This is a genomic window from Streptomyces violens (genome assembly GCF_000717745.1).
Taxonomy (GTDB): domain Bacteria; phylum Actinomycetota; class Actinomycetes; order Streptomycetales; family Streptomycetaceae; genus Streptomyces; species Streptomyces violens.
This window is the reverse complement of record NZ_JOBH01000027.1, coordinates 1-20,816: the sequence shown is the minus strand read 5'-3', so window position 1 is coordinate 20,816 and position 20,816 is coordinate 1. Positions and strand designations below refer to the sequence as shown.

General features: G+C 71.8%; 24 protein-coding genes and 1 pseudogene. 6 read left to right on the top strand and 19 right to left on the bottom strand.

Annotation, left to right across the window (positions count from 1 at the left end; translation table 11 throughout):
- Positions 1 to 60 precede the first annotated feature (60 nt).
- On the top strand, positions 61 to 1,098 hold the full coding sequence (locus IF04_RS0134030) for a CAP domain-containing protein (protein WP_030267080.1): 1,038 nt from the start codon (positions 61 to 63) through the stop codon (positions 1,096 to 1,098).
- A gap of 122 nt (positions 1,099 to 1,220) precedes the next feature.
- Positions 1,221 to 1,619 carry a DUF6083 domain-containing protein gene (locus IF04_RS38540; RefSeq protein ID WP_245654597.1) on the top strand — a complete coding sequence of 133 codons (399 nt, stop codon included), beginning with the start codon at positions 1,221 to 1,223 and terminating at the stop codon, positions 1,617 to 1,619.
- Here IF04_RS38540 and mutM read toward each other — a convergent pair.
- The 10 genes from mutM to IF04_RS0133975 all read right to left on the bottom strand — a co-directional run bounded on the left by mutM (position 1,616) and on the right by IF04_RS0133975 (position 11,627).
- Positions 1,616 to 2,548 (bottom strand): bifunctional DNA-formamidopyrimidine glycosylase/DNA-(apurinic or apyrimidinic site) lyase, encoded by a 933-nt coding sequence (gene mutM / locus IF04_RS0134020; RefSeq protein WP_030267074.1) that lies wholly within the window; start codon positions 2,546 to 2,548, stop codon positions 1,616 to 1,618. The two genes, IF04_RS38540 and mutM, sit on opposite strands and share 4 nt — an antisense overlap.
- A 147-nt stretch (positions 2,549 to 2,695) precedes the next feature.
- On the bottom strand, positions 2,696 to 3,508 hold the full coding sequence (gene rnc / locus IF04_RS0134015) for a ribonuclease III (protein ID WP_030267072.1): 813 nt from the start codon (positions 3,506 to 3,508) through the stop codon (positions 2,696 to 2,698).
- A gap of 19 nt (positions 3,509 to 3,527) precedes the next feature.
- Positions 3,528 to 3,701 carry a 50S ribosomal protein L32 gene (gene rpmF / locus IF04_RS0134010; RefSeq protein WP_030267069.1) on the bottom strand — a complete coding sequence of 58 codons (174 nt, stop codon included), beginning with the start codon at positions 3,699 to 3,701 and terminating at the stop codon, positions 3,528 to 3,530.
- A gap of 2 nt (positions 3,702 to 3,703) precedes the next feature.
- The gene (locus IF04_RS0134005; RefSeq protein ID WP_245654596.1) at positions 3,704 to 4,303 is read right to left on the bottom strand and encodes a YceD family protein; all 600 of its coding nucleotides are present in this window, start codon (positions 4,301 to 4,303) and stop codon (positions 3,704 to 3,706) included.
- 197 nt (positions 4,304 to 4,500) lie between these two features.
- Positions 4,501 to 5,652, bottom strand: a complete 1,152-nt coding sequence (locus IF04_RS0134000; RefSeq protein WP_030267062.1) for a F0F1 ATP synthase subunit B — start codon at positions 5,650 to 5,652, stop codon at positions 4,501 to 4,503.
- A 121-nt stretch (positions 5,653 to 5,773) separates the two neighbouring features.
- Positions 5,774 to 6,253, bottom strand: coding sequence for a pantetheine-phosphate adenylyltransferase (gene coaD, locus IF04_RS0133995; RefSeq protein WP_037801125.1), 480 nt, complete (start codon positions 6,251 to 6,253; stop codon positions 5,774 to 5,776).
- A 26-nt stretch (positions 6,254 to 6,279) separates the two neighbouring features.
- Complete coding sequence (gene rsmD / locus IF04_RS0133990; protein ID WP_051831808.1) at positions 6,280 to 6,915, bottom strand: 16S rRNA (guanine(966)-N(2))-methyltransferase RsmD; 636 nt, start codon at positions 6,913 to 6,915, stop codon at positions 6,280 to 6,282.
- Between the two features lie 87 nt (positions 6,916 to 7,002).
- Positions 7,003 to 7,521 carry a hypothetical protein gene (locus IF04_RS0133985; protein ID WP_030267054.1) on the bottom strand — a complete coding sequence of 173 codons (519 nt, stop codon included), beginning with the start codon at positions 7,519 to 7,521 and terminating at the stop codon, positions 7,003 to 7,005.
- Positions 7,522 to 7,640: 119 nt separating this feature from the next.
- Positions 7,641 to 9,842, bottom strand: a complete 2,202-nt coding sequence (gene recG / locus IF04_RS0133980; RefSeq protein WP_030267052.1) for an ATP-dependent DNA helicase RecG — start codon at positions 9,840 to 9,842, stop codon at positions 7,641 to 7,643.
- A 66-nt stretch (positions 9,843 to 9,908) separates the two neighbouring features.
- Positions 9,909 to 11,627: a DAK2 domain-containing protein gene (locus tag IF04_RS0133975; protein ID WP_030267050.1), complete on the bottom strand. Its 1,719-nt coding sequence runs from the start codon at positions 11,625 to 11,627 to the stop codon at positions 9,909 to 9,911.
- Between the two features lie 282 nt (positions 11,628 to 11,909).
- On the opposite strand from IF04_RS0133975, the gene rpmB reads away from it, so the two are divergent.
- Entirely contained in the window at positions 11,910 to 12,095 is a 186-nt protein-coding gene (rpmB, locus tag IF04_RS0133970; RefSeq protein ID WP_030267048.1) for a 50S ribosomal protein L28, read from the top strand.
- Between the two features lie 142 nt (positions 12,096 to 12,237).
- Here rpmB and thiD read toward each other — a convergent pair whose 3' ends face one another.
- Both thiD and IF04_RS0133960 read right to left on the bottom strand, forming a co-directional pair.
- Positions 12,238 to 13,032 (bottom strand): bifunctional hydroxymethylpyrimidine kinase/phosphomethylpyrimidine kinase, encoded by a 795-nt coding sequence (thiD, locus tag IF04_RS0133965; protein WP_030267045.1) that lies wholly within the window; start codon positions 13,030 to 13,032, stop codon positions 12,238 to 12,240.
- Positions 13,033 to 13,082: 50 nt separating this feature from the next.
- Positions 13,083 to 14,051, bottom strand: a complete 969-nt coding sequence (locus IF04_RS0133960) for a thiamine-phosphate kinase (protein ID WP_030267042.1) — start codon at positions 14,049 to 14,051, stop codon at positions 13,083 to 13,085.
- Between the two features lie 224 nt (positions 14,052 to 14,275).
- On the opposite strand from IF04_RS0133960, the gene IF04_RS0133950 reads away from it, so the two are divergent.
- Positions 14,276 to 14,509: an Lrp/AsnC family transcriptional regulator gene (locus IF04_RS0133950; RefSeq protein ID WP_030267036.1), complete on the top strand. Its 234-nt coding sequence runs from the start codon at positions 14,276 to 14,278 to the stop codon at positions 14,507 to 14,509.
- An 8-nt stretch (positions 14,510 to 14,517) separates the two neighbouring features.
- Complete coding sequence (locus IF04_RS0133945; RefSeq protein WP_030267034.1) at positions 14,518 to 15,021, top strand: DUF3515 domain-containing protein; 504 nt, start codon at positions 14,518 to 14,520, stop codon at positions 15,019 to 15,021.
- A 30-nt stretch (positions 15,022 to 15,051) separates the two neighbouring features.
- On the opposite strand, the gene IF04_RS0133940 is transcribed toward IF04_RS0133945, so the two are convergent.
- The 3 genes from IF04_RS0133940 to IF04_RS0133930 all read right to left on the bottom strand — a co-directional run bounded on the left by IF04_RS0133940 (position 15,052) and on the right by IF04_RS0133930 (position 18,293).
- Positions 15,052 to 16,206 (bottom strand): D-alanine--D-alanine ligase family protein, encoded by a 1,155-nt coding sequence (locus tag IF04_RS0133940; protein ID WP_030267032.1) that lies wholly within the window; start codon positions 16,204 to 16,206, stop codon positions 15,052 to 15,054.
- Between the two features lie 297 nt (positions 16,207 to 16,503).
- Positions 16,504 to 17,505 carry an NAD(P)H-dependent glycerol-3-phosphate dehydrogenase gene (locus IF04_RS0133935; protein WP_030267028.1) on the bottom strand — a complete coding sequence of 334 codons (1,002 nt, stop codon included), beginning with the start codon at positions 17,503 to 17,505 and terminating at the stop codon, positions 16,504 to 16,506.
- On the bottom strand, positions 17,502 to 18,293 hold the full coding sequence (locus IF04_RS0133930) for a lysophospholipid acyltransferase family protein (RefSeq protein WP_030267024.1): 792 nt from the start codon (positions 18,291 to 18,293) through the stop codon (positions 17,502 to 17,504). The genes IF04_RS0133935 and IF04_RS0133930 overlap by 4 nt, the downstream gene beginning before the upstream one ends.
- Before the next feature lie 131 nt (positions 18,294 to 18,424).
- On the opposite strand from IF04_RS0133930, the gene cofC reads away from it, so the two are divergent.
- On the top strand, positions 18,425 to 19,114 hold the full coding sequence (gene cofC, locus IF04_RS0133925; RefSeq protein WP_030267021.1) for a 2-phospho-L-lactate guanylyltransferase: 690 nt from the start codon (positions 18,425 to 18,427) through the stop codon (positions 19,112 to 19,114).
- An 18-nt stretch (positions 19,115 to 19,132) separates the two neighbouring features.
- Here cofC and IF04_RS0133920 read toward each other — a convergent pair whose 3' ends face one another.
- The 4 genes and pseudogenes from IF04_RS0133920 to IF04_RS0133905 form a co-directional block, all read right to left on the bottom strand.
- Entirely contained in the window at positions 19,133 to 19,336 is a 204-nt protein-coding gene (locus IF04_RS0133920) for a hypothetical protein (RefSeq protein WP_030267017.1), read from the bottom strand.
- 93 nt (positions 19,337 to 19,429) lie between these two features.
- Positions 19,430 to 20,110, bottom strand: a complete 681-nt coding sequence (locus tag IF04_RS0133915) for an HU family DNA-binding protein (RefSeq protein WP_030267013.1) — start codon at positions 20,108 to 20,110, stop codon at positions 19,430 to 19,432.
- A gap of 125 nt (positions 20,111 to 20,235) precedes the next feature.
- Entirely contained in the window at positions 20,236 to 20,481 is a 246-nt protein-coding gene (locus tag IF04_RS0133910) for an SCO5555 family protein (protein WP_030267010.1), read from the bottom strand.
- A 136-nt stretch (positions 20,482 to 20,617) separates the two neighbouring features.
- Positions 20,618 to 20,816 (bottom strand): annotated as a pseudogene (locus IF04_RS0133905) (3-isopropylmalate dehydratase small subunit); the annotation flags it as partial.

Here is a 20,816-nt window from a genome sequence, read left to right as displayed (position 1 = left end):
CACCGGTCACTCGTACGGGTGATTCACATACGACATTCGTGAACGGAAGGAAGTCACGGGATGGGCCGCCACCGACGCACCGCTCCCGTACCCGGAGCGCCGGCCGCCGAACCCGCCACGGGCCGCCACCGCGCCCACCGCCCGGCGGCTCCGCTGAGCTCCGCGGGCCCTTCTTCGGGCGGCGCCCAGCACTCCGCCCGGGTGCCCGGCCCCCCTGCCCCTGTTCCCTCTGGCCCCTTTCGTCCCACCAGCCCCTTCCGCCCCGGTGGCATCCTCCGCACCACTCCCGTACGGACCGGCCTGCTGGGCGTGTCGGCTGCGCTGGCGATGGGGGCCGTGGCCGTGTCGGCGGGTCTGCTGCCGGGGAGCGGCCCGTACGACCCGGGGAGCGCGGAGGGCCCCGGTGGCCGCATCAGCACCGGCGCACTGCCGGACGTGACCACCACCCAGGGCGCCCGCTCCCCGCTCCCGGCCGACCGCGGCGCCCCCCGCCCGGACGCACCCGGCGGCACAGCCCCCAGCGCATCACCTTCCGCGGGCACGTCATCCGGCCCGACGGCCGGCGCGCCCGGCAACGGCACCTCACCCGACGGCACGTCCGGGTCCGGCACCCCCCGCGCCGGTACGTCCGGCAAGGACGGCGACCGCCCCGAGACCACCCGCCCCGGCACCGACGACACCACCCCCTCCAAGCCCCGCGCGACGGCCTCACCCCCCGCCCCCTCCTCGGCCACCTCCCAGGTCCTCTCCCTCGTCAACAAGGAACGCGACAAGGCGGGCTGCGCCCCGCTCACCCCGGACCCGGGCCTCACCGACCTGGCGCAGACCTTCAGCGAGGACATGGCCCGCCGCGACTTCTTCGCCCACACCGACCCGGACGGCGCCACCCCCTGGGACCGCGCGAAGACCGCCGGCATCACCGGCCTCGGCGGCGAGAACATCGCCCGAGGCCAGGCCACTCCCCAGGCCGTCATGGACTCCTGGATGAACAGCCCCGGCCACCGCGCCAACATCCTCAACTGCACCTACCGAACCCTCGGCGTAGGCCTCACCCAGTCCCCGACCGGCCCTTGGTGGACCCAGGACTTCGGCTTCTGAACGCCAGGCACTGCGCACCCACGCGCCCCCGCTTGCGCCCTGCCGCCCTGTGAACGTCGGCGTTCACTCTCCGGTTCATGGGGGAAAAGACCTGTCAGACCTGCCACAGAGCCGGTCCAACCGTGCACGAACGCGGTCGCATCAAGCTCATGGCGGTCCTCTGCGAGGAGTGCTGGAACGTCTGCGCCAACGCGCTCGCCAAGGCCGATGGCGCCACTGCCCCGCCCCGGGCCGACCTCGGCCCGGACAGCTTCGAGTGGTGGGAGCCACCGAGCTGTCCCGACTGCCGAGCCGCACTCGCGCATCTTCCGACCAACTACGACCGATGGGTCTACCTGGACACGGAAGACCGCCCTGCGAAAGAGGTGCTCTCGCAGCACCGCTGGCGGCTGGTGACCGTCCCGGGTTACGCCGACCCCGTGGCCGTGCGGCTCGGCGGCCTCGCCCCTCTCCCCGGTGAGCTGGTCCGCCCCGCCCACCGGGCCGTTTGCCCGGCTTTCGAGGCCCAGCGGAGCGGCTAGCGCGCCCGCGGCACCCTCTGGCACCGAGGGCAGTAATAGCTCGACCGGTTCATCCACGGCCGTCTGCGGATCGGGGTGGTGCAGCGGCGGCAGGGTTCGTCTTCGCGGCCGTAGGCGTCCAGGGAGCGTTCGAAGTAACCGGATTCGCCGTTGACGTTGACGTAGAGGCTGTCGAAGCTGGTGCCGCCCACGGCGAGGGCCGCGGTCATGACGTCGCGGATGTGGCCGAGGAGTTCGGTGGTGCGGGGGCGGGTGAGGGTGGCCGTGGGGCGGTCGTAGTGGAGCTTGGCGCGCCAGAGGGCCTCGTCGGCGTAGATGTTGCCGACGCCGCTGATCAGGGACTGGTCCAGGAGCGCGCGCTTGATCGTCGTACGGCGGCGGCGCAGCGCGTCGTGGAAGGCGGCGTCGTCGAAGGCCGCGTCGAGGGGGTCGCGCGCGATGTGGGCGATCACGTCGGGGAGGCCGTCGGGGTCGCCGGGGACGGTGGGGTGGAGGGAGAGACCGCCGAAGGTGCGCTGGTCGACGAAGCGGAGTTCGGTGTCGATCGTGTCCGACGGCAGGTCGTCGGCCGGTGCGACACCGGGTGCCGCGGGGGACGCGTCCGGTACGTTCGCCGCGTCCGTGAAGCGGATCCGGACGCGGAGGTGCTTCTCGTCGGGCGCGTCCTGCGGCTGGACCAGGAGCTGGCCGCTCATGCCGAGGTGGGCCAGTACCGAGAGGTCGCCGGCGAGCGGCAGCCACAGGTACTTGCCGCGGCGGCGGGCCTCGCCCACGCGGTGGCCGGCCAGCTGTGCGGCGAAGTCCGCGCCGCCCGCCGTGTGGCGGCGCACCGCCCGCGGGTGCAGGACCTCCACCGTGTCGATCGTGCGGCCGCTGACCCAGCGCTCCAGACCGCGCCGTACGACCTCGACCTCGGGCAGCTCGGGCAAGGGATCTCCTCGGGAGGGCGGTGTGTCCGGTGGGGGCGCTGTGACCGAGCGGGTTCCAGGCGCCGGGAAAAGGAAACCCCGCCCGTCCTGCCCCTGTGAAGGGGTGGTCGGGCGGGGACCCGCGTGCGCGAGGCACGCGGCGCGCATTCAGCTCGCGGGACCGCCGGTGGCGGCTTCCGTGGCGGATTCCGTAGTGGCTTCCGTGGCGGCCTTGGCCGTCTCGTCCGCCGCCGCGCGGATCTCCCGCCAGGCGGACTCCGCCGCCTGCTGCTCGGCTTCCTTCTTGCTGCGGCCGGTGCCGGTGCCGTACGAGACACCACCGACGCGGGCGGCAGCAGTGAAGGTCTTCTCGTGGTCCGGGCCGGTCTCCGTGACCAGGTATTCCGGGACCCCGAGTCCTTCGGTTGCGGTCAGTTCCTGGAGGCTGGTCTTCCAGTCCAGGCCGGCGCCGAGGCTGGAGGACTTCTCGATCAGCGGGTCGAACAGGCGGTGTACCAGTTCGGAGGCCGCGTCGAGGCCCTGGTCCAGATAGACCGCGCCGATGACCGCTTCGAGTGTGTCGGCGAGGATGGATGCCTTGTCCCGGCCGCCGGTACCTTCTTCACCCCGGCCGAGCCGGATGAAGGCACCGAGGTCCAGGCCGCGGCCCACCTCGGCGAGCGCACGCGAGTTGACCACCGCGGCCCGCAGCTTGGCCAGCTGGCCTTCGGGCAGGTCGGGGTGGATGCGGTACAGCGTGTCGGTGACCACCAGGCCCAGGACGGAGTCCCCGAGGAACTCCAGCCGTTCGTTGGTGGGCAGCCCGCCGTTCTCGTATGCGTAACTGCGGTGCGTCAGCGCACGCACCAGAAGGGCGGACTCGAGCTTGTACCCGAGCCGCCCTTCCAGAAGCGTGTGGGACGAGGCCGTGTCCGCAGACGGAGTCTTCGAGGAGTTCTTCGACGAATCAGCGTCTGACATAGAGCCCGTCACCAGCCGCTCAGACCTCGAGGACCTGGCGCTTGTTGTAGGTGCCGCAAGCGGGGCACGCGATGTGCTGCTGCTTCGGCTCGTGGCAGCTGCTGCATGCCACCAGGGTGGGGACCGCAGCCTTCCACTGCGACCGGCGGTGGCGCGTGTTGCTGCGCGACATCTTCCGCTTCGGAACAGCCACGGCTACTTCTCCTGCTTCTCGTCGACGCCCGCATCGGCGCCGCCCATGTTGTCCTTCTCGCCGTCCTGGATGGATCCGGCGAGTCCCTGCAGTGCCGCCCAACGGATGTCGACGGCATCGTGGTGGTGGTCCGGGTCGTCTGCGAGCCGGGCTCCGCAGTCGGAGCACAGGCCCGGACAGTCGTCCTGGCACACCGGCTGCATCGGCAGTGCGAGCACCACCGCATCGCGCAGCACGGGTTCGAGGTCGAACAGGTCGTCCTCGAGGAAGAGGGTGTCCTCCTCGTCCTCGGCGTCGTCGCCTGCGTCCGCTTCGCGGACCCGGGCATCGGCGTCGGGGTAGGAGAACATCTCCTGGAAGTCCGCGTCGAGCTCACGCTCGAGCGGCTCCAGACACCTTACGCACTCCCCTGTCACGGATGCACGGGCGGTGCCTGTGACAAGCACCCCGTCCATGACCGACTCCAGGCGGAGGTCGAGCTCCACCGGCGCGCCCTGGGGCACTCCGATGACCTCGTTGCCGAGGTCCGAGGGGGCCTCGACGGAGCGGGACACCTTCTTCATCGCACCGGGACGCCGGCCCAGCTCGCGTGTATCGAACACGAGCGGGGAACGGTGGTCTAGGCGGGCGTTGATGGCTTCCTGCTTTCTACGGCGGTACGGCCGCCGGCGCCGCACGGGGCGGTCGTCGGGCAGCACAGATCGCGGACGTATGCGCGACCGAACAGCCAGGATACTGGACGGGTCGCGATTGACCCAATCCGCGCCCGGTGCCCCCGGCACCGCTGACCTCGCGCGCGTCAGTGCCCCTGCTCGTACTGCCGGAGCTGGTCGAGGTCGATCATGCTGGTGTCGAAGAGGCTGGTCTCGTCCAGGGCGGCGGGCTGCTGTCCCTGATGCTGGGGCTGCCCGTGGTGCTGGGGCTGCTCGCCCTGCGGGAACTGCTGGGCCTGCTGCGGGACGTACGCGGCGGGGTCGTAGCCCTGCTGCGGGGCCTGCTGCTGCCAGCCGTAGCCGTAGGGGTCCTGCTGCTGGGCGTACTGCTGGGGCTGCTGGTAGCCGTACGCGTCCTGGCCGTAGCCCGCCGTGGCGTAGTAGTCCTGCTGCTGCGGCGCCGCGGGCTCCGGGCCGGGCTGCACGAAGGGCTGTCCCGTCGGCTGTCCCGCCGTCTGGTCGCCGGGCCGCGCCGCGGGTGCCTGCGGTGCCTGGGGCGCGGCAGGCGCCTGGGCGGCGGCGAGGTCGGCGAGGTACTCGGCGTCGCCGGACTGCGGCAGGCCCGTCGCGGGGTCCGTGTGCGCGGCGAAGGCCGCGGCGAGCTCGTCGCTGGGCTGCGCTCCGAGGAGCTTCTGGCGGCCGCGCCCGACCGCCTCCAGGGTCTTGGTCAGCACGGCCTCGAAGGCGCCGAACTTGGCGTCCACGTACGCGTCAGCGCGCTGCCGCAGTGTCTCCGGGTCGGCGCTGCGCTCGGGCGCCTCGGTGTCCGCGTAGCCCGCCTCGTCCAGGCCCGGGCCGCGGCCGAGCAGTTTCTCGCGGCCCCGGTCCACGGACCCGATGGTCTTGGTCAGTACGACCTCGAAGTTGGCGAGCTTGCTGTCGACGTAGTCGTCGGCCTCGGCGCGGATCTCCTCGGCCTCCCGGCGGGCCTCCGCGAGGATGCGGTCGGCCTCCTCCTGGGACTGCCGGGCGAGCTCGGTCTCGGAGAGCAGCGAGCCGCGCTGGGCGTGCGCGCTCTCGATGATCCGCTCCGCCTCGGCGCGGGCGTCCTCGACCATCTGCTCGCGCCCGCCGAGCAGCTCCTGCGCCTGCGCGAGGGACCCCGGGAGCGCGGCCCGCACCTCTTCGAGCATCGCCAGCAGCTCCGCGCGGTTGATCACGCAGGAGGCCGACATGGGCATGGACCGGGCATGGCCGACGGTCTCGACGATCTCGTCGAGCTTCTTCTGCACGTCCACTGGGGCTCGCCACTCTCTGGGGGATGAAACGACGGAACGGGACCGACTGTACGGCCACCCGCCCGGGCGCCGACACCCACTGACGTACCGTCAGCCGGACGGCCCTCCACCGCTTCCCGCGTCACTTCTCCCCGAGGCGCTCCGTGAGGGCTTCGAAGACGAAGTCCGGTACCAGGTGGGAGACGTCGCCGCCCCAGGCCGCGACCTCCTTGACCAGGCTGGACGAGAGGAAGCTGTAGGTCGGGTTGGTCGGGACGAAGAGGGTCTCCACGCCCGAGAGGCCGTTGTTCATCTGGGCCATCTGCAGCTCGTAGTCGAAGTCGCTGACCGCGCGCAGGCCCTTCACGATGGCCGGAATGTCACGCTGCTTGCAGAAGTCGACGAGGAGGCCGTGGAACGCCTCGACCTCGACGTTGCCGTACTCGGCGGTCGCCCGGCGGATCAGCTCGATCCGCTCCTCGACCGTGAACAGGCCCTGCTTGGACTTGTTGATCATCACGGCGACGTGGACCACGTCGTAGAGCTTGGAGGCCCGGGCGATGATGTCCAGATGCCCGTTGGTGATGGGGTCGAACGACCCCGGACAGACGGCACGGCGCACTTGAGGTTCCTCGCTCTCCGATCCGGTCATGACTCGCTTGCCGACGTGGCGTTCCCGTCAGGGCGGTCGCCGGCGTCCCCACCGGCGTCCTCGCACGTCGAAGCGGCGCGACCGTACCAAAGCGTGGCCTCGCCGTAGCGGCGGGAGCGCAGGCCCGTGAATCCGTCGGGCCAGCGGAATTCTCCGCCCCTGGTGCTGCGCTCCACGGTGGCGAGCGCGTCGCCCGTGATCCAGCCCTGGGAGCGGAGTGTGAGGAGGATCTCGCGAAGATCGTCGTCGGTGACGGCGTACGGCGGGTCCAGGAAGACGAGGTCGTACGGCTCGCCGGAGACCGGCCCCGCGACGACCTGTTCGGCCTTCGCGGCGCGGAATTCGGCGCCCGGGAGGCCGAGGCTGCGGATGTTCTCGCGGATCGTGCGGGCGGCCTTCGGGTCGGCCTCGGCGAGCAGTACGGCCGCGGCGCCCCGGGAGAGCGCCTCCAGGCCGACCGCGCCCGAGCCGCCGTACAGATCCAGCACCCGGGCGCCGGTCAGCGGGCCGTCCAGCGCCTCCCAGGTGGAGAACAGGCCCTCGCGCGCCCGGTCGGAGGTCGGGCGAGTGCCCGTACCGGGCGGCACGGCCAGGCGCCGGCCGCCGGCCACGCCGGCGATCACGCGGGTCATACGATTCTCGTCCTCAGCTGTGCGGTTCGGTGGTGGTGCGGGGCCGAGTCCGGCTCCGTACCACCACGATATGGCGTCCCCCGCCGGTCAGCCGCGCTCGGCGTCCTCGACCGCGCCCACCAGAGCGGGCGAGGCGTACCGCGACCAGGACAGGCAGCCGTCCGGCGGGCAGTACTCGGGGCGGCGCGGGTCGTGGCCGAGCTCGCGCAGCTTCGTCCGTACCGAATCGGGCGTGCGGCCGAAGCGGGCGGCGATCCGCGCGATGGTCTCGCCCGCGTGGAACCGGCGCGTCAGGTCCTCCTCGTGCTGCGGCACCCAGGGCGCGCCGTGCCCGGGGAACAGCTCGCGCAGCACATCGCGGTCCGGTATCGGCTCGGCCACGTCGGCGACCAGCGCGAGGGCGCGCAGGGCGCGGTTCAGCGCGATCCGCAGGGCCGGGACCTCGGTCAGGGGCAGGGTGAGGGCGCCGGAGGCGAGGAGGGTCTCGGGGGCGTCCTCGTGCCAGCCCGTGAGAGTGAGCGTGACGGTCGCGTCGTCGTCGCTGGCGAGCTCGATGCGGAAGATCTTGTCGCCGAGCGGGAGTTCGTTCAGATGCCGGAATGCCATGACACAGCCCCCCAATGGTCCAACTGCGGCCAACCACTCCCGGATCGGCCCGGACTGTGTCCATCCTCCCAGCGGGGTCTGACAATCGGCCCCCGCACGGGAGCGCCCGTGCCCCGCCCTCACCCCTTGTCCAGGTAGCTCTCCCGGTCGGTGTCCAGCAGGGCGTCCAACGCGACCCGCAGCTCGGGCAGTCCGGCCAGCTCCGGGTCGTTCGCCACGGTCGCCGTCGCCTCCTCGCGGGCCGCCTCGATCACGTCCTCGTCCTCGATGACCGCGAGCATCCGGAGGCTGGAGCGCACTCCGGACTGCGCCTGCCCCAGGACGTCGCCCTCGCGCCGCTGCTCCAGGTCGATCCGGGACAGCTCGAAGCCGTCCAGCGTGCTCGCCACGGCGCCCAGCCGGGCCCGCGCCGGGCTCGCCTCGGACATCTCCGTCACCAGCAGGCACAGGCCGGGCGCCGAGCCGCGGCCCACCCGCCCGCGCAACTGGTGCAGCTGCGAGACCCCGAACCGGTCGGCATCCATGATCACCATCGCCGTGGCGTTCGGTACGTTCACGCCCACCTCGATGACGGTCGTCGCCACCAGCACATCCACCTCACCGGCGGCGAACCGGCGCATCACGTCGTCCTTGTCGTCCGGCTGCATCCGCCCGTGCAGCACCTCCACGCGCAGCCCCGCGAGCGGCCCCTTGGCCAGCTGCTCGGCGACGTCCAGCACGGCCAGCGGCGGCCGCTTCTCGGCCTCCTCCGCGGCCTCTTCCCCGTCCCCCTGCGCCTTCTTCTTCGCGCCGTTCGCGCCCTTCGGCTCCTCCTCGTCACCGATCCGCGGGCACACCACGTACGCCTGATGCCCGCCCTCGACCTCCTCCCGCACCCGCTCCCACGCACGCGCCAGGAAGTGCGGCTTGTCCTTGGCCGGCACCACATGGCTGGCGATCGGCGACCGCCCGGCCGGCAACTGGTCCAGTACGGACGTCTCCAGATCACCGAAGACCGTCATCGCGACCGTCCGGGGAATGGGCGTCGCAGTCATCACGAGCAGATGCGGCGGCTGCTTGCCCTTGGAGCGCAGTGCGTCCCGCTGCTCCACGCCGAACCGGTGCTGCTCGTCCACCACGACCAGCCCCAGGTCGTGGAACTGCACCTTGTCCTCGATCAGCGCATGCGTGCCGATCACCAGCCCGGCCTCGCCCGTCACGAGATCCAGCAGTGCCTGCTTCCGCGCGGCGGTCCCCATGGACCCGGTCAGCAGCACAACCTTCGTACCGCGCTCCGCCCCACCGAGCATCCCGCCCTCGGCCAGCTCCCCCATCATCTCGGTGATCGACCGATGATGCTGCTGCGCCAACACCTCGGTCGGCGCCAGCATCGCCGCCTGCCCACCGGTGTCCACCACGGCAAGCATGGCCCGCAACGCGACCATCGTCTTGCCCGAACCAACTTCCCCCTGCAGCAGCCGGTGCATCGGGTGGTCCGTGGCCAGGTCGTCGAAGATTTCGCGGCTGACCTTCTGCTGGCCGTCGGTGAGGGTGAAGGGGAGGCGGGCGTCGAAGGCGTCCAGGAGGCCGTCCTCGGTGAGCGGGCGGGGGACGGCCGGGAGCTGGGTCTCGGCGAAGCGGCGGCGGGCGAGGGCGACCTGGAGGACGAACGCCTCGTCCCACTTGAGGCGGGCCCGGGCGTCGGCGATGTCGGCCTTGGTGGCGGGCCGGTGGATCTTGAGGAGGGCCTCGGGGAGCGGGACCAGGCCGCGGCCCTCGCGGAGCGTGGGCGGCAGCGGGTCGACCGCCTCCCGGGCGCTGGGCAGTACGGCGTCCACCGCCTTGGCGATCTTCCAGGACGGCATCTTCTGGGCCGCCGGGTAGATCGGCAGGAGCCGGCCCGCGAAGGCGTCCACGGCGTCGTCGCCGCCCTCGCCCGCGAGGAGTTCGTACTCGGGGTGGGCGAGCTGGAGCTTGCGGTTGAAGACCGAGACCTTGCCCGCGAACATCGCGCGGCGGCCGGGGAGGAGGTCGTGCCGCGGCTTGTGGATGCCCTTGCCGAAGAAGACGAGCTGGAGCCGGCCGCTGCCGTCGGTGAGCGTGACCTCCAGGCGCTGGCCACGGCCGTGGTTGAAGGTGTGCACCCGGGCGTCGGCGACCCGGGCGACGACCGTGACGTGCTCGTCGAGCGGGAGGTCGGCGAGGGTGGTCAGCTCGCCGCGCTCGGCGTACCGGCGGGGGTAGTGGTGCAGCAGATCGCCGACCGTGTGCAGGCCGAGGTGCTCGGCCAGCACCTTCGCGGTGGTGCCGCCGAGGATCTTCTTCAGTGGTTCATCCAGCACGGGTCCATTGCACACCACGCCACTGACAACCGGCGGGAGGACCGGCGAACGGGCCTCCCCCGGCGGCTACTCCACGCCGATCAGCAGCAGCGACGACTGCTGGCCCCCGGCGTACACCACCGTGTCCACGGCCAGATAGCGCTCGCGTACGTGGCGTTCGAGGCGGTCGGCCAGGGTCTCGGGGAAGCCCTCGCCGCGCACGAGGGTGACCATCTCGCCGCCCGCCGAGAGCATCCGGTCCAGTACGTCGAGGGCGGTGGCCGCCGGGTCCGTACCGATCACCGCGACGTCGCCCTCCACCAGCCCCAGCACGTCCCCGGCCTGGCAGACCCCGGCCATGGTCCAGGACTGCCGCTCGGCGACCGTCAGCTCGCCGTACCGGGTGGCGCCCGCCGCCGAGGTCATCGCCACCACATCCTCGTCGAACGTACGGCCGGACTCATGGACGGCCAGCGCCGCGATGCCCTGGACCGCGGCCCGGGTGGGGATCACGGCGACGCGCACGCCTTCGGTACGGGCCTGCCCCGCCGCGGCGGCGGCCGTGTGCCGCAGGTCGGCGTCGTTCGGCAGCAGCACCACCTCGCGGGCGTGCGCCTGCCGGATCGCCTGGACCAGCTCGCCGCTGGCGGGCGGCTCCCCGGCGCGTACGGAGACCACGGTCGCGCCGGCCGCGGCGCACAGCCCGGCCAGCCCGTCTCCCGGTACCACCGCGACCACGGCCCGTTCCGCGCGCTCCGGGGCCGCGCCCCGGGCGGCCCCGGCGCCCGCGAAGTGCGTGATGCGGATCCGGTACGGGCGGCCCGCCTCGATGCCCGCCTCGACGGCCGCGCCCGCGTCGTCCACGTGCACATGGACGTTCCACAGGCCGCCCCCGCCGACCACCACCAGGGAGTCGCCGAGCCCGTCGAGCCGGGCGCGCAGCCGGGCCACGGCCTCGTCGCCGGCCTCCAGGAGGTAGATCACCTCGAAGGCGGGGCCGTCGGCCGCCGCGTGCTCGTCGGGGCCGCAGCCGCCGGCCTCGGTGACGACCGTGGCGGGCTCCGTGCCGCCCCGGGAGGCGGGGGCGCCCACGGCGATCCGTACGCCTCCGGCCGCTGCCGTGCGCTCCCCGGACAGCGCGTCCGCGAGCGCGCCCAGGACGGCGACCAGGCCCCAGCCGCCCGCGTCGACCACGCCGGCCCTGCCGAGGACCGCGAGCTGCCCCGGGGTGGCCTCCAGCGCCTTCCTGGCGCCCTCGTGGGCCGCGCGGGCCACCGCCACCACGTCACCGCCCGGCACGGCGCCCTCGGCGGCCTCGGCGGCCGCCGTCGCCACGGTGAGGACCGTGCCCTCCACGGGGTGCGCCACCGCCTCGTACGTGGACGCCGCGGCCCGCCGCAGCGCTCGCGCCAGTACCGCGGCCGGACCGTGCCCTCCGTCACGCTCCGCCGTACCGTCCCCCGGGTCCGGCCCCGGGTCCGGCGCCAGCACCTCCGTCATGCCGCGCAGCAGCTGCGCCAGGATGGTGCCGGAGTTGCCGCGCGCCCCGATGAGCGCGCCGTGCGCCATCGCCCCGATGGCGTCGGCGAGGCCGGGCGGCGCGGTACCGGAGGCGGCGTGCCCGTCGAAGGCGGCGTCGACCGCGCGGGCGGCGGACTCCACGGTCAGGTAGAGGTTGGTGCCGGTGTCACCGTCCGCGACGGGGTAGACGTTGATCGCGTCGATCCGCTCGCGGTCCCGGCCGAGTGCCTCCAGGGACAGCTCGCACCATGCGCGGACCGCGGCAGCGTCGAGCGTGTGCGGCACCGTGCGTCCTCGGGGCACCGTGCGTCCTCCTCGGTCGCCGTATGTCCTGTCCTCCCCGGTCGGGGCAGGCAGTGCACCGCAGGGTAGCGGCGGACGGGACGGGTGCTCGGGCCGGGCCCCCCGGGCGGTCATGGTAGTTTCGTAGGGCGGGAGCGGTCGTTGTATGCTGCTCCGGTTGCCCGATGCGAATCGGGTTTTTCCCCTCCCGGCACCGCTTGTCGTTCAATGCACTCGGCGCGCTGGGAATTACCGTAAGTGCATCTGAAGTCTTTGGAGTGACCCGTGGCTGCCAACTGCGACGTCTGCGGCAAGGGGCCGGGCTTCGGCAAGAGCGTTTCTCACTCGCACCGCCGCACCAACCGTCGTTGGAACCCCAACATCCAGACGGTGCGCGCTGTGATCGGGCGCACGCCGAAGCGGCTCAACGTCTGCACCTCGTGCATCAAGGCCGGCAAGGTCGCGCGCTGACGTTACGTCGTGGCGCAGCCTCTGCCGGTTGCCTTGAAGCCGGTCCACCTCAGGGTGGGCCGGCTTTTCTGTCGTTCTTTTCGGTGCCCGGGGGCCGCACGGGCGGGGGCGTACCCACGAGGGGCCGCCCCCGCGGCAGTACTCAGCGCAGCCGCCACCCGTGATCGACGGGACCGATGCCGCCGCCCAGCCGGAAGCCGGCCGCGATCGCGCCCGTGACGTACTCCTTCGCCGCCGCCACGGCCTCCGGGACGGTGTCGCCGTGCGCGAGCCGGGCGGCGATCGCGCTGGCGAGCGTGCAGCCCGTGCCGTGCGTGTGCCGGTTGTCGTGGCGCGGGGCGCGCAGCCAGTACTCCTGATCACCGTCGGTGAGGAGATCCACCGCCTCCTCCGAGGACGCCAGATGGCCGCCCTTGATCAGCGCCCAGCGCGGGCCGTGGGCCAGGATCGCCGCGGCCGCCCCCCGCATATCGGCCTCTTCCCGGACCTGTACGCCCGTGAGCCGGGCCACCTCGTCCAGGTTGGGGGTCGCGACGGTCGCGGTCGGCAGCAGCTTCGTACGGACCGCGTCCAGGGCCGTGGCGGCGAGCAGCGAGTCGCCGTGCTTGGAAACGCCGACCGGGTCGATGACCACAGGGGCGTCCAGGTCCGCGAGCAGCCCGGCCACCGTCTCGACGAGCTCGGGCGAGGAGAGCATCCCCGTCTTGACCGCCTGGACGCCGATGTCGTCCACGACACTGCGGAACTGCGCCGTCACCGCCTCGACGGGCAGCTCCCAGGCGCCCTGGACGCCCAGGGAGTTCTGCGCGGTGACGGCGGTCAGCACGCTCATGCCGTGCGTGCCGAGCGCCAGCATCGTCTTCAGGTCGGCCTGGATGCCGGCGCCGCCACCGGAGTCGGAGCCTGCGACGGTCAGGACGCGGGGTGGTGTGTGCATGCCCCGAATCTAATCGACCGCCGAATCCGGCCGGCCATGTCGGCCCCGGGCTAGCCGACCACGTCGTCGTCGCCGAAGTGGTCCCAGCCGCCCTTGGTCCAGGGCGCGCCGTCCACCGTGACCTGGGGCAGCGCGGAGGGGTTGAGGACCTCGCCGATGACCTTCCAGCGGGCGGGGAGCTTCACGTCCGGCGGGAAGGTCGCGACGATCGCGTGGTCCTCGCCGCCGGAGAGCACCCACTGCAGCGGGTCCACGCCGCACGCCGTACCGATGTCGGCCATCTGCGAGGGCACGTCGATCTTCTGGGACTGCAGGTCGATACGGACCTTGCTGGCCTCGGCGATGTGCCCGAGGTCGGCGACCAGGCCGTCGCTGACGTCCGTCATGGCGGTCGCGCCGAGCCCGGCGGCCGCGGGGCCCGCGTGGTACGGCGGCTCCGGCCTGCGGTGCGCCTCCACGAAGGCGCGCGGGGAGCGGAAGCCGCGGGTGAGGACGGCGTGGCCCGCCGCCGACCAGCCGAGCCAGCCGGTGACCGCGACGACGTCGCCGGGCTGGGCGCCGCCCCGGGTGACCGGCTCGGCGTTGCGCAGGTCGCCGAGGGCGGTGATGGCGACGGTGATGATCTCGCCGCGTACGACGTCGCCGCCGACCACTGCGGCGCCCGCCACCTGGCACTCGTCCCGCAGCCCGTCCATCAGTTCCGTCGCCCACGTGGCGGGGAGTTCGGCGGGCACCACGAGGCCGAGCAGGATGGCGGTGGGGACCGCGCCCATGGCGGCGATGTCGGCGAGGTTCTGGGCCGCGGCCTTGCGGCCGACGTCGTAGGCGGTGGACCAGTCGCGGCGGAAGTGCCGCCCTTCGAGGAGTACGTCCGTACTGGCCACGACCCGGCGGTCCGGCGCGGTGACCACGGCGGCGTCGTCGCCCGGTCCGATGCGTACGGCCGGGGTGGAGGTGAGCCGCGAGGTCAGCTCTCTGATGAGGCCGAACTCCCCCAACTCGCCGACGGTGCCCTTCATGCTGTTGCCCTTCCCATGCGTACGGACCTTCCGTACTCCACTGACGCGTCGCGCACGGCCTGCGCCGCCTTCCCGGACGGCCGCGCTCCGGGTGACGCGTTCCGCGCCGGCGGCCGCGAACTGTTCACCGCGTCCGCCGCGCGGGTCTCCCCGCTCCGCTCGGCGACGCGGTACCGTGGCGTCCCTTCTTCCCACATGATCCTCGAAGCCGCCCTGGAGGTCCCGTGGTACAGGCGTACATCCTGATCCAGACCGAGGTCGGCAAGGCGTCCGCGGTCGCCGAAGTGATCGCCAAACTGCCCGGTGTGATCCAGGCCGAGGACGTGACCGGTCCCTACGACGTGATCGTGCGTGCCCAGGCTGACACGGTCGATGATCTGGGCCGCATGGTGGTCGCCAAAGTCCAGCAAGTGGACGGCATCACGCGCACGCTGACCTGCCCGGTGGTTCATATCTAGTCCCCCGTATGCTCGGCCGGGTGAAATCCTCGCCAGGCCGGTCGCTCGCTCCGCCGCTGCTCGCCGTACTGATCGCAGTGGCGGGCTGTGCCCCGTCCGACGATTCGGCGAGCGTGGCGGTTCCCGCCCCGAAGGGGGAGCAGGCCCGGCTCTGCCGGGCGCTGCACGGGAAACTGCCCGACGCCGTGGACGGTCTGAAGCGGCGGACCGCCGATCCCGTCTCCGACTTCACCGCCGTGTGGGGCGAGCCCGCCGTACAGCTGCGCTGCGGCGTGCCGGAGCCCGACGTACTGAAGCCTGGTAATGAACATTACAACCCGCTGCAGGACGCCGCGGAAATCAACGGCGTCGAGTGGCTCTTCGAGAAACAGGACGACGGCTACCGCTTCACGACCGTGCTGCGCCGCGCGCACGTCGAGGTGACCGTACCGGGGAAGTACGCGCCCGAGGTCGATGTACTCACCGACCTGGCGTCGGCGGTGAAGAAGACCGTCCCGGTCGGGGTCGTGTAGGACACGCCCCGACCGTCCGCCCGGCCGGGCTCAGCGCAGGCCCGTGGAGCGCCGCAGCGCCGCCTGGATGAGCCGGTCCACCAGCTCGGCGTAGCTCACCCCGGACTCCTGCCACATCCGCGGGTACATCGAAATGGGCGTGAAGCCCGGCAGCGTGTTGATCTCGTTGATGACGAACTCGCCGTTGTCCTGCAGGAAGAAGTCGGCGCGCACCAGGCCCTCGCAGGACGCCGCCTCGAACGCCTCGACGGCCAGCTCCTGGACGCGCGCGGTCTGCTCCTCGGTGAGCGGCGCGGGCACCAGTCCGGTGGCGGAGTCGATGTACTTGGCCTCGAAGTCGTAGAAGTCGTGCGCGGTGACCGGCGGGATCTCGGCCGGGACGCTGGCCCGCGGGCCGTCCTCGAACTCCAGCACGCCGCACTCGATCTCCCGGCCGCTCAGCAGCGACTCGACCAGGATCTTCGGGTCGTGGCGGCGGGCCTCCTCGATGGCCTCGTCCAGCCCGGCGAGGTCGTCCACCTTGGAGATGCCCATGGAGGAGCCGGCGCGGGCGGGCTTCACGAACAGCGGCCAGCCGTGCTCACCGGCGAAGTCCACGATCTTCTTGCGCGCCGCCGCGCCCTTTTCTCCATTCGGACCGGTCTGCTCCCACTCGCGCGGGCGGATGACCTCGTACGGGCCGACCGGCAGCCCGAAGGAGGCGAACACCCGCTTCATGTAGTCCTTGTCCTGGCCGACGGCCGAGGAGAGCACGCCGGAGCCCACGTAGGGCACGCCGGACAGCTCCAGGAGGCCCTGGAGGGTGCCGTCCTCGCCGTACGGGCCGTGCAGGACGGGGAAGACCACGTCGACGTCGCCGAGCGCCTTCGGTACCTGGCCGGGCTCGCTGTAGACGACCTCACGGCTGGTGGGGTCGACCGGCAGGACCACGGCGCCGTCGGCGGACTCGGCCAGCTCCGCCACGCTCGGCAGCTTCCGGTCCGTGATGGCCATCCGCTCCGGCTCGTCGGCGGTCAGCGCCCAGCGGCCGTCCGTCGTGATGCCGATCGGCAGCACGTCGTACTTCTCACGGTCGATGGCGCTCAGGACGGCGCCCGCGGTGACCACGGAGATGGCGTGCTCGGAGCTGCGCCCGCCGAACACGACGGCGACGCGGGGCTTCTGGGAGGAGGTCTCGCTGCTCATATCGGACCGAGACTACCTGTTGGTACGGCGGATGCGAATGTCTTGGGGGGTGTGGGGCGCTTCAATGGGCCACGCCCCCGCGTTCCTGGGCAGGGCCCCTCCCTCTCCCCAGACCAGCGGGAGAACTTCGGGGAACTTCCGTACCGTGGCCAAGGCCCCTCCCCCACCTCCACCACACATGCCGCCCAGAAGCGGCATGCCGCGAAGGTAACGCCTACGGCTCATCGCCGTCGGGGCCTGTGGACAACGGGCGGTTCACGGCTTGCGGCCGTCGGGAGCCTGTGGACAACCGCCCGTTCAGTGCCGCTCCGGCTTCGCCGACCGCGACATCAGTTCCTTCAGGGCCACCAGCGGCGGCTTCGCGTCGTGGACGATGCTCACGACCGTCTCCGTGATGGGCATCTCGACGCCGTGCCGGCGGGCCAGGTCCAGCACCGATTCGCAGGACTTCACGCCCTCGGCGGTCTGCTTGGTGACGGCGATGGTCTCTTCGAGGCTCATGCCGCGGCCGAGGTTCTGGCCGAAGGTGTTGTTCCGGGAGAGCGGCGAGGAGCAGGTGGCGACCAGGTCGCCCATGCCCGCCAGCCCCGCGAACGTGGCCGGGTCGGCCCCCAGCGCGAGCCCCAGCCGCATGGTTTCCGCGAGGCCGCGGGTGATGAGGGATGCCTTGGCGTTGTCGCCGAGGCCCATGCCGCCCGCGATGCCCACCGCGAGGCCGATGACGTTCTTCACCGCGCCGCCCAGCTCCGCGCCCACCACGTCGGTGGTGGTGTACGGGCGGAAGTACGGGGTGTGGCAGGCGGCCTGCAGGCGGGTGGCGACGGCCTCGTCGGTGCAGGCGACGACGGCGGCGGCGGGCTGCCGGGCGGCGATCTCCTTGGCGAGGTTCGGGCCGGTCAGCACGGCCACCCGCTCGGCGGGCACCTTGGCGACCTCTTCGATGACCTCGCTCATCCGCTTGGCCGTACCGAGCTCGATGCCCTTCATCAGGGACACCAGGACGGTGTCGGAGGGCAGCAGCGGCGCCCAGTCCGCGAGGTTGGTGCGCAGCGTCTGGGACGGTACGGCGAGGACGGTGAACTCCGCGCCGGCGGCGGCCTCGGCGGGATCGGTGGTGGCCCGTACGGTCTGCGGCAGCTCCACGCCCGGGAGGTAGTCGGGGTTGGTGCGGCCGGTGTTGATGGCCTCGGCGAGCTCGGCGCGGCGGCCCCACAGGGTCACCTCGCAGCCCGCGTCGGCCAGCACCATCGCGAATGCGGTGCCCCACGACCCCGTGCCGTAGACGGCGCAGCGCGTCACTTGCCTTCATCCTCCTGAGTGGCGCCGGGCGTCTTGTCCCGCCGCCGCATCTGCTGGTTCTTCCGGCGCTGTTCGGCGCGGGCCTTGCGGTGGTCGTACGGCTCGGCCGGCGCGGGTTCGTCGCGGACCTCGGCCAGGATGGCGGTCACCGAGGCCATGATGCGGTCGGTGACGGCGCGCAGCACCTCGGCGGTGGGCTCCTGGCCGTAGAACTCGGCCAGGTCGACCGGCGGGCCCGCCTTCACGCGCAGCGTCTTGCGCGGGAAGAGGCGGAGCTTCTTCTCCTTGGCGTACGGCGGCATCGCTTCGTTGGCGCCCCACTGGGCGACCGGGATGACGGGCGCCTTGGTGAGCAGTGCGACGCGGGCGGCGCCGGTCTTGCCCTGCATGGGCCACATGTCGGGGTCCCGGGTGAGGGTGCCTTCGGGGTAGAAGGCGACGCATTCGCCGCGGTTGATGGCGTCCACGGCGGCGCGGAACGCGGTGGCCGCGTCGGTGGATTCGCGGTAGACCGGGATCTGTCCCGTGCCGCGCATGATGGCGCCGACGAAGCCGCCCTTGAAGAGGCCGCTCTTGGCGAGGAATCGCGGGACGCGTCCGCTGTTGTACTGATAGTGCGCGTAGGAGAGCGGGTCGAGATACGAGTTGTGGTTGACCGCGGTAATGAATCCGCCCTCGGCGGGAATGTGCTCCATTCCCTGCCAGTCCCGCTTGAACAGCACCACGAGCGGCGGTTTTGCGATGACCGCTGCGAGGCGGTACCAGAAGCCGATTCTGTGGCGGGACACTCGGACACCCTCCTAATGGGACCTGCTGAGCTGCGGCGACCCGGCAGCCGCACAAGTGTCGCCCCCGGTACCCGGTCTGTCGAGGACACCGTATCCCCGCGCCCTGCTGCGGGCGGCGGCAGCGGGTGACAATGCTGCCGATGCGAGAAGAAGGAGCGGATGCGGTGTGGAGCCTGGTGGTGCCTCTGAAACCGCTGGTGCGGGCCAAGAGCAGGCTGTCCGCCGCGGCGGACGCGCGCTTCCGGCCCCGGCTGGCACTGGCGTTCGCCCTGGACACGGTGGCCGCGGCGCTGGAATGTCCGGTGGTGCGCGATGTGGTGGTTGTCACGGATGATCCGCAGGCCGGTGAGGCGCTCGCGGGCCTCGGGGCGCGCATCGTGGCCGATGTACCGGCGGCGGGGCTGAATCCCGCAATCGCGTACGGGGCGCACACCGTACGGGCGTACCGTCCCGGTGCGGCGGTGGCGGCGCTCAATGCGGATCTCCCGGCGCTGCGTCCGGCGGAACTGGAACGGGTGCTCGCCGCGGCCGCGCAATTTCCGCGTGCATTTCTCGCGGATGCGGCGGAAATAGGGACGACGCTGCTGACCGCGGCGCCGGGGGCGGAATTGTCCCCGGCTTTCGGCGGCGCCTCACGGGCCCGGCACGCGGCTTCCGGCGCTCAGGAGATCACTTTGTCCGACGTGCGGTCCGTGCGGCAGGACGTGGACACTCCGGAGGATCTGCGGGTGGCGCTGGAATTGGGCGTGGGGGCGCGGACGGCCCGCCATACGGCGGCCATCTCGGCGGGAATCGCGGCGCTGGGTGCTCCGGGGGCCTGAGGGGGCCCGGAGCGCCTCTCAGAACGTCTGGAGGGTGATGAGGGTGATGCGGCGGTCGCCGCCCTCGCCGGTCACGTCGATGCGGACCCGCTGGCCGGGCCGGAGCAGCCGCAGGCCGCCCGCGTCGAAGGCGGCGGTGTCGAAGGGCAGCGGGGTGCCGTCGTCGAGCAGCACGCTGCCCGTGCGGCTGTCGGCGTCGTAGGTGTATGCGGTGGCCTGCATGGTCAGAGCCTAATCGGGAGGGGGCCGGGCAACGCACCGCGGGCCGGGCTCCCCAGGGGAGCCCGGCCCGTCGCGAGGTTCGCCGCCGGACGGTCAGCGCTTGCGGGCGGTGGTCTTCTTGGCGGTGGTCTTGCGGGCGGTGGCCTTCTTGGCCGGGGCCTTCTTCGCCGTGGTCTTCTTGGCGGGGGCGGTCTTCTTGGCCGTGGTCTTCTTCGCCGTGGTGGCCTTCTTGGCCGGCGTGGCCTTCTTGGCCGTGGCGGTCTTCTTCGCCGGCGTCGCCTTCTTGGCCGTGGTGGCCTTCTTGGCGGCGGTCGTCTTCTTCGCCGGCGTCGCCTTCTTGGCGGTGGTGGTCTTCTTGGCGGCCGTGGTCTTCTTCGCCGCCGACTTCTTGGCGGTGGCCTTCTTGGCCGCGGCCTTGGCGGTCGTACGGGTGGAAGCGCCGCCCGAAAGGCTGCCCTTCGGGGCCTTCTTGACGGCCACGTCGTTCTTCGGGAGCTTCTTCGAGCCGCTGACCAGGTCCTTGAAGCCCTGTCCGGCGCGGAAACGCGGCACGGAGGTCTTCTTCACCCGCACCCGCTCACCCGTCTGCGGGTTACGGGCGTAACGGGCCGGGCGGTCGACCTTCTCGAACGAGCCGAATCCGGTGACCGAAACGCGGTCGCCGCCGACCACGGCACGGACGATGGCGTCCAGGACCGCGTCGACCGCGTCCGCGGCGTTCTGACGTCCGCCGAGCTTGTCGGCAATGGCTTCTACGAGCTGCGCCTTGTTCACGTCTTCCCCTTCGGAGACATTGCTGGAACGTATGTGTTCAAGCTTTTTCGCACGTTAGGCAGATATATACCGCAAATCAAACACGAAACGGGCTAATCACCCTTGTGCCGCAACGAACTCGACCGTCACGGAGTTCCGTCGGCATCCACGTCTTCGGGATAACGCCCTTCGTCGAGGTCGTTCATGAAGCGCTCCAGACGCCGCGCCGCGCCGGCGAGATCGTGTTTTGCCGCAGCCGTGATGACGAGCAGCTTCCGGGTCAGCGCCATCCGTACGCCCTCCGGGACTTGCAGTGTCCGCACTCGTGTGTGTGCGGCCTTGAGACGGTCGGCGACGAGACCGTAGAGCTCCAGTTGGCCGTCGCGTTCCATGCGCTAATTGTGCCATCTGCGGTGAGTTGTCGCTTCACGGGGCCTCAACACGCCACTCAACAAGACGATGCGCCCCTTGCCAAGTGGCAAGGAGCGCATCGTATGCAAGATGTCTTTCAGCCAGAAAACCCCGAGGTCAGGCCACTACTGTACGCGGCTTGAAGGACGGCCTGTTCGCTTCGTAGGCGGCGATGGAGTCTTCCTCCCGGAGGGTGAGGCTGATGTCGTCCAGGCCCTCCAGCAGTCGCCAACGGGCGTTCTCGTCCAGCTCGAATGCGGCCTTGATGCCCTGGGCGCGTACCTCGCGGTGCACCAGGTCGACGGTGACCTCGGCG

Excerpts from the sequence above, each read along its gene's own strand:
- IF04_RS0134030 (WP_030267080.1), top strand. The coding sequence starts at position 61 with ATGGGCCGCCACCGACGCACCGCTCCCGTACCCGGAGCGCCGGCCGCC.
- rnc (WP_030267072.1), bottom strand. The coding sequence starts at position 3,508 with ATGTCAGACGCTGATTCGTCGAAGAACTCCTCGAAGACTCCGTCTGCG.
- rsmD (WP_051831808.1), bottom strand. The coding sequence starts at position 6,915 with ATGACCCGCGTGATCGCCGGCGTGGCCGGCGGCCGGCGCCTGGCCGTG.
- IF04_RS0133985 (WP_030267054.1), bottom strand. The coding sequence starts at position 7,521 with ATGGCATTCCGGCATCTGAACGAACTCCCGCTCGGCGACAAGATCTTC.
- thiD (WP_030267045.1), bottom strand. The coding sequence starts at position 13,032 with ATGCACACACCACCCCGCGTCCTGACCGTCGCAGGCTCCGACTCCGGT.
- IF04_RS0133960 (WP_030267042.1), bottom strand. The coding sequence starts at position 14,051 with ATGAAGGGCACCGTCGGCGAGTTGGGGGAGTTCGGCCTCATCAGAGAG.
- IF04_RS0133945 (WP_030267034.1), top strand. The coding sequence starts at position 14,518 with ATGCTCGGCCGGGTGAAATCCTCGCCAGGCCGGTCGCTCGCTCCGCCG.
- IF04_RS0133940 (WP_030267032.1), bottom strand. The coding sequence starts at position 16,206 with ATGAGCAGCGAGACCTCCTCCCAGAAGCCCCGCGTCGCCGTCGTGTTC.
- cofC (WP_030267021.1), top strand. The coding sequence starts at position 18,425 with ATGCTGCCGATGCGAGAAGAAGGAGCGGATGCGGTGTGGAGCCTGGTG.
- IF04_RS0133920 (WP_030267017.1), bottom strand. The coding sequence starts at position 19,336 with ATGCAGGCCACCGCATACACCTACGACGCCGACAGCCGCACGGGCAGC.
- IF04_RS0133910 (WP_030267010.1), bottom strand. The coding sequence starts at position 20,481 with ATGGAACGCGACGGCCAACTGGAGCTCTACGGTCTCGTCGCCGACCGT.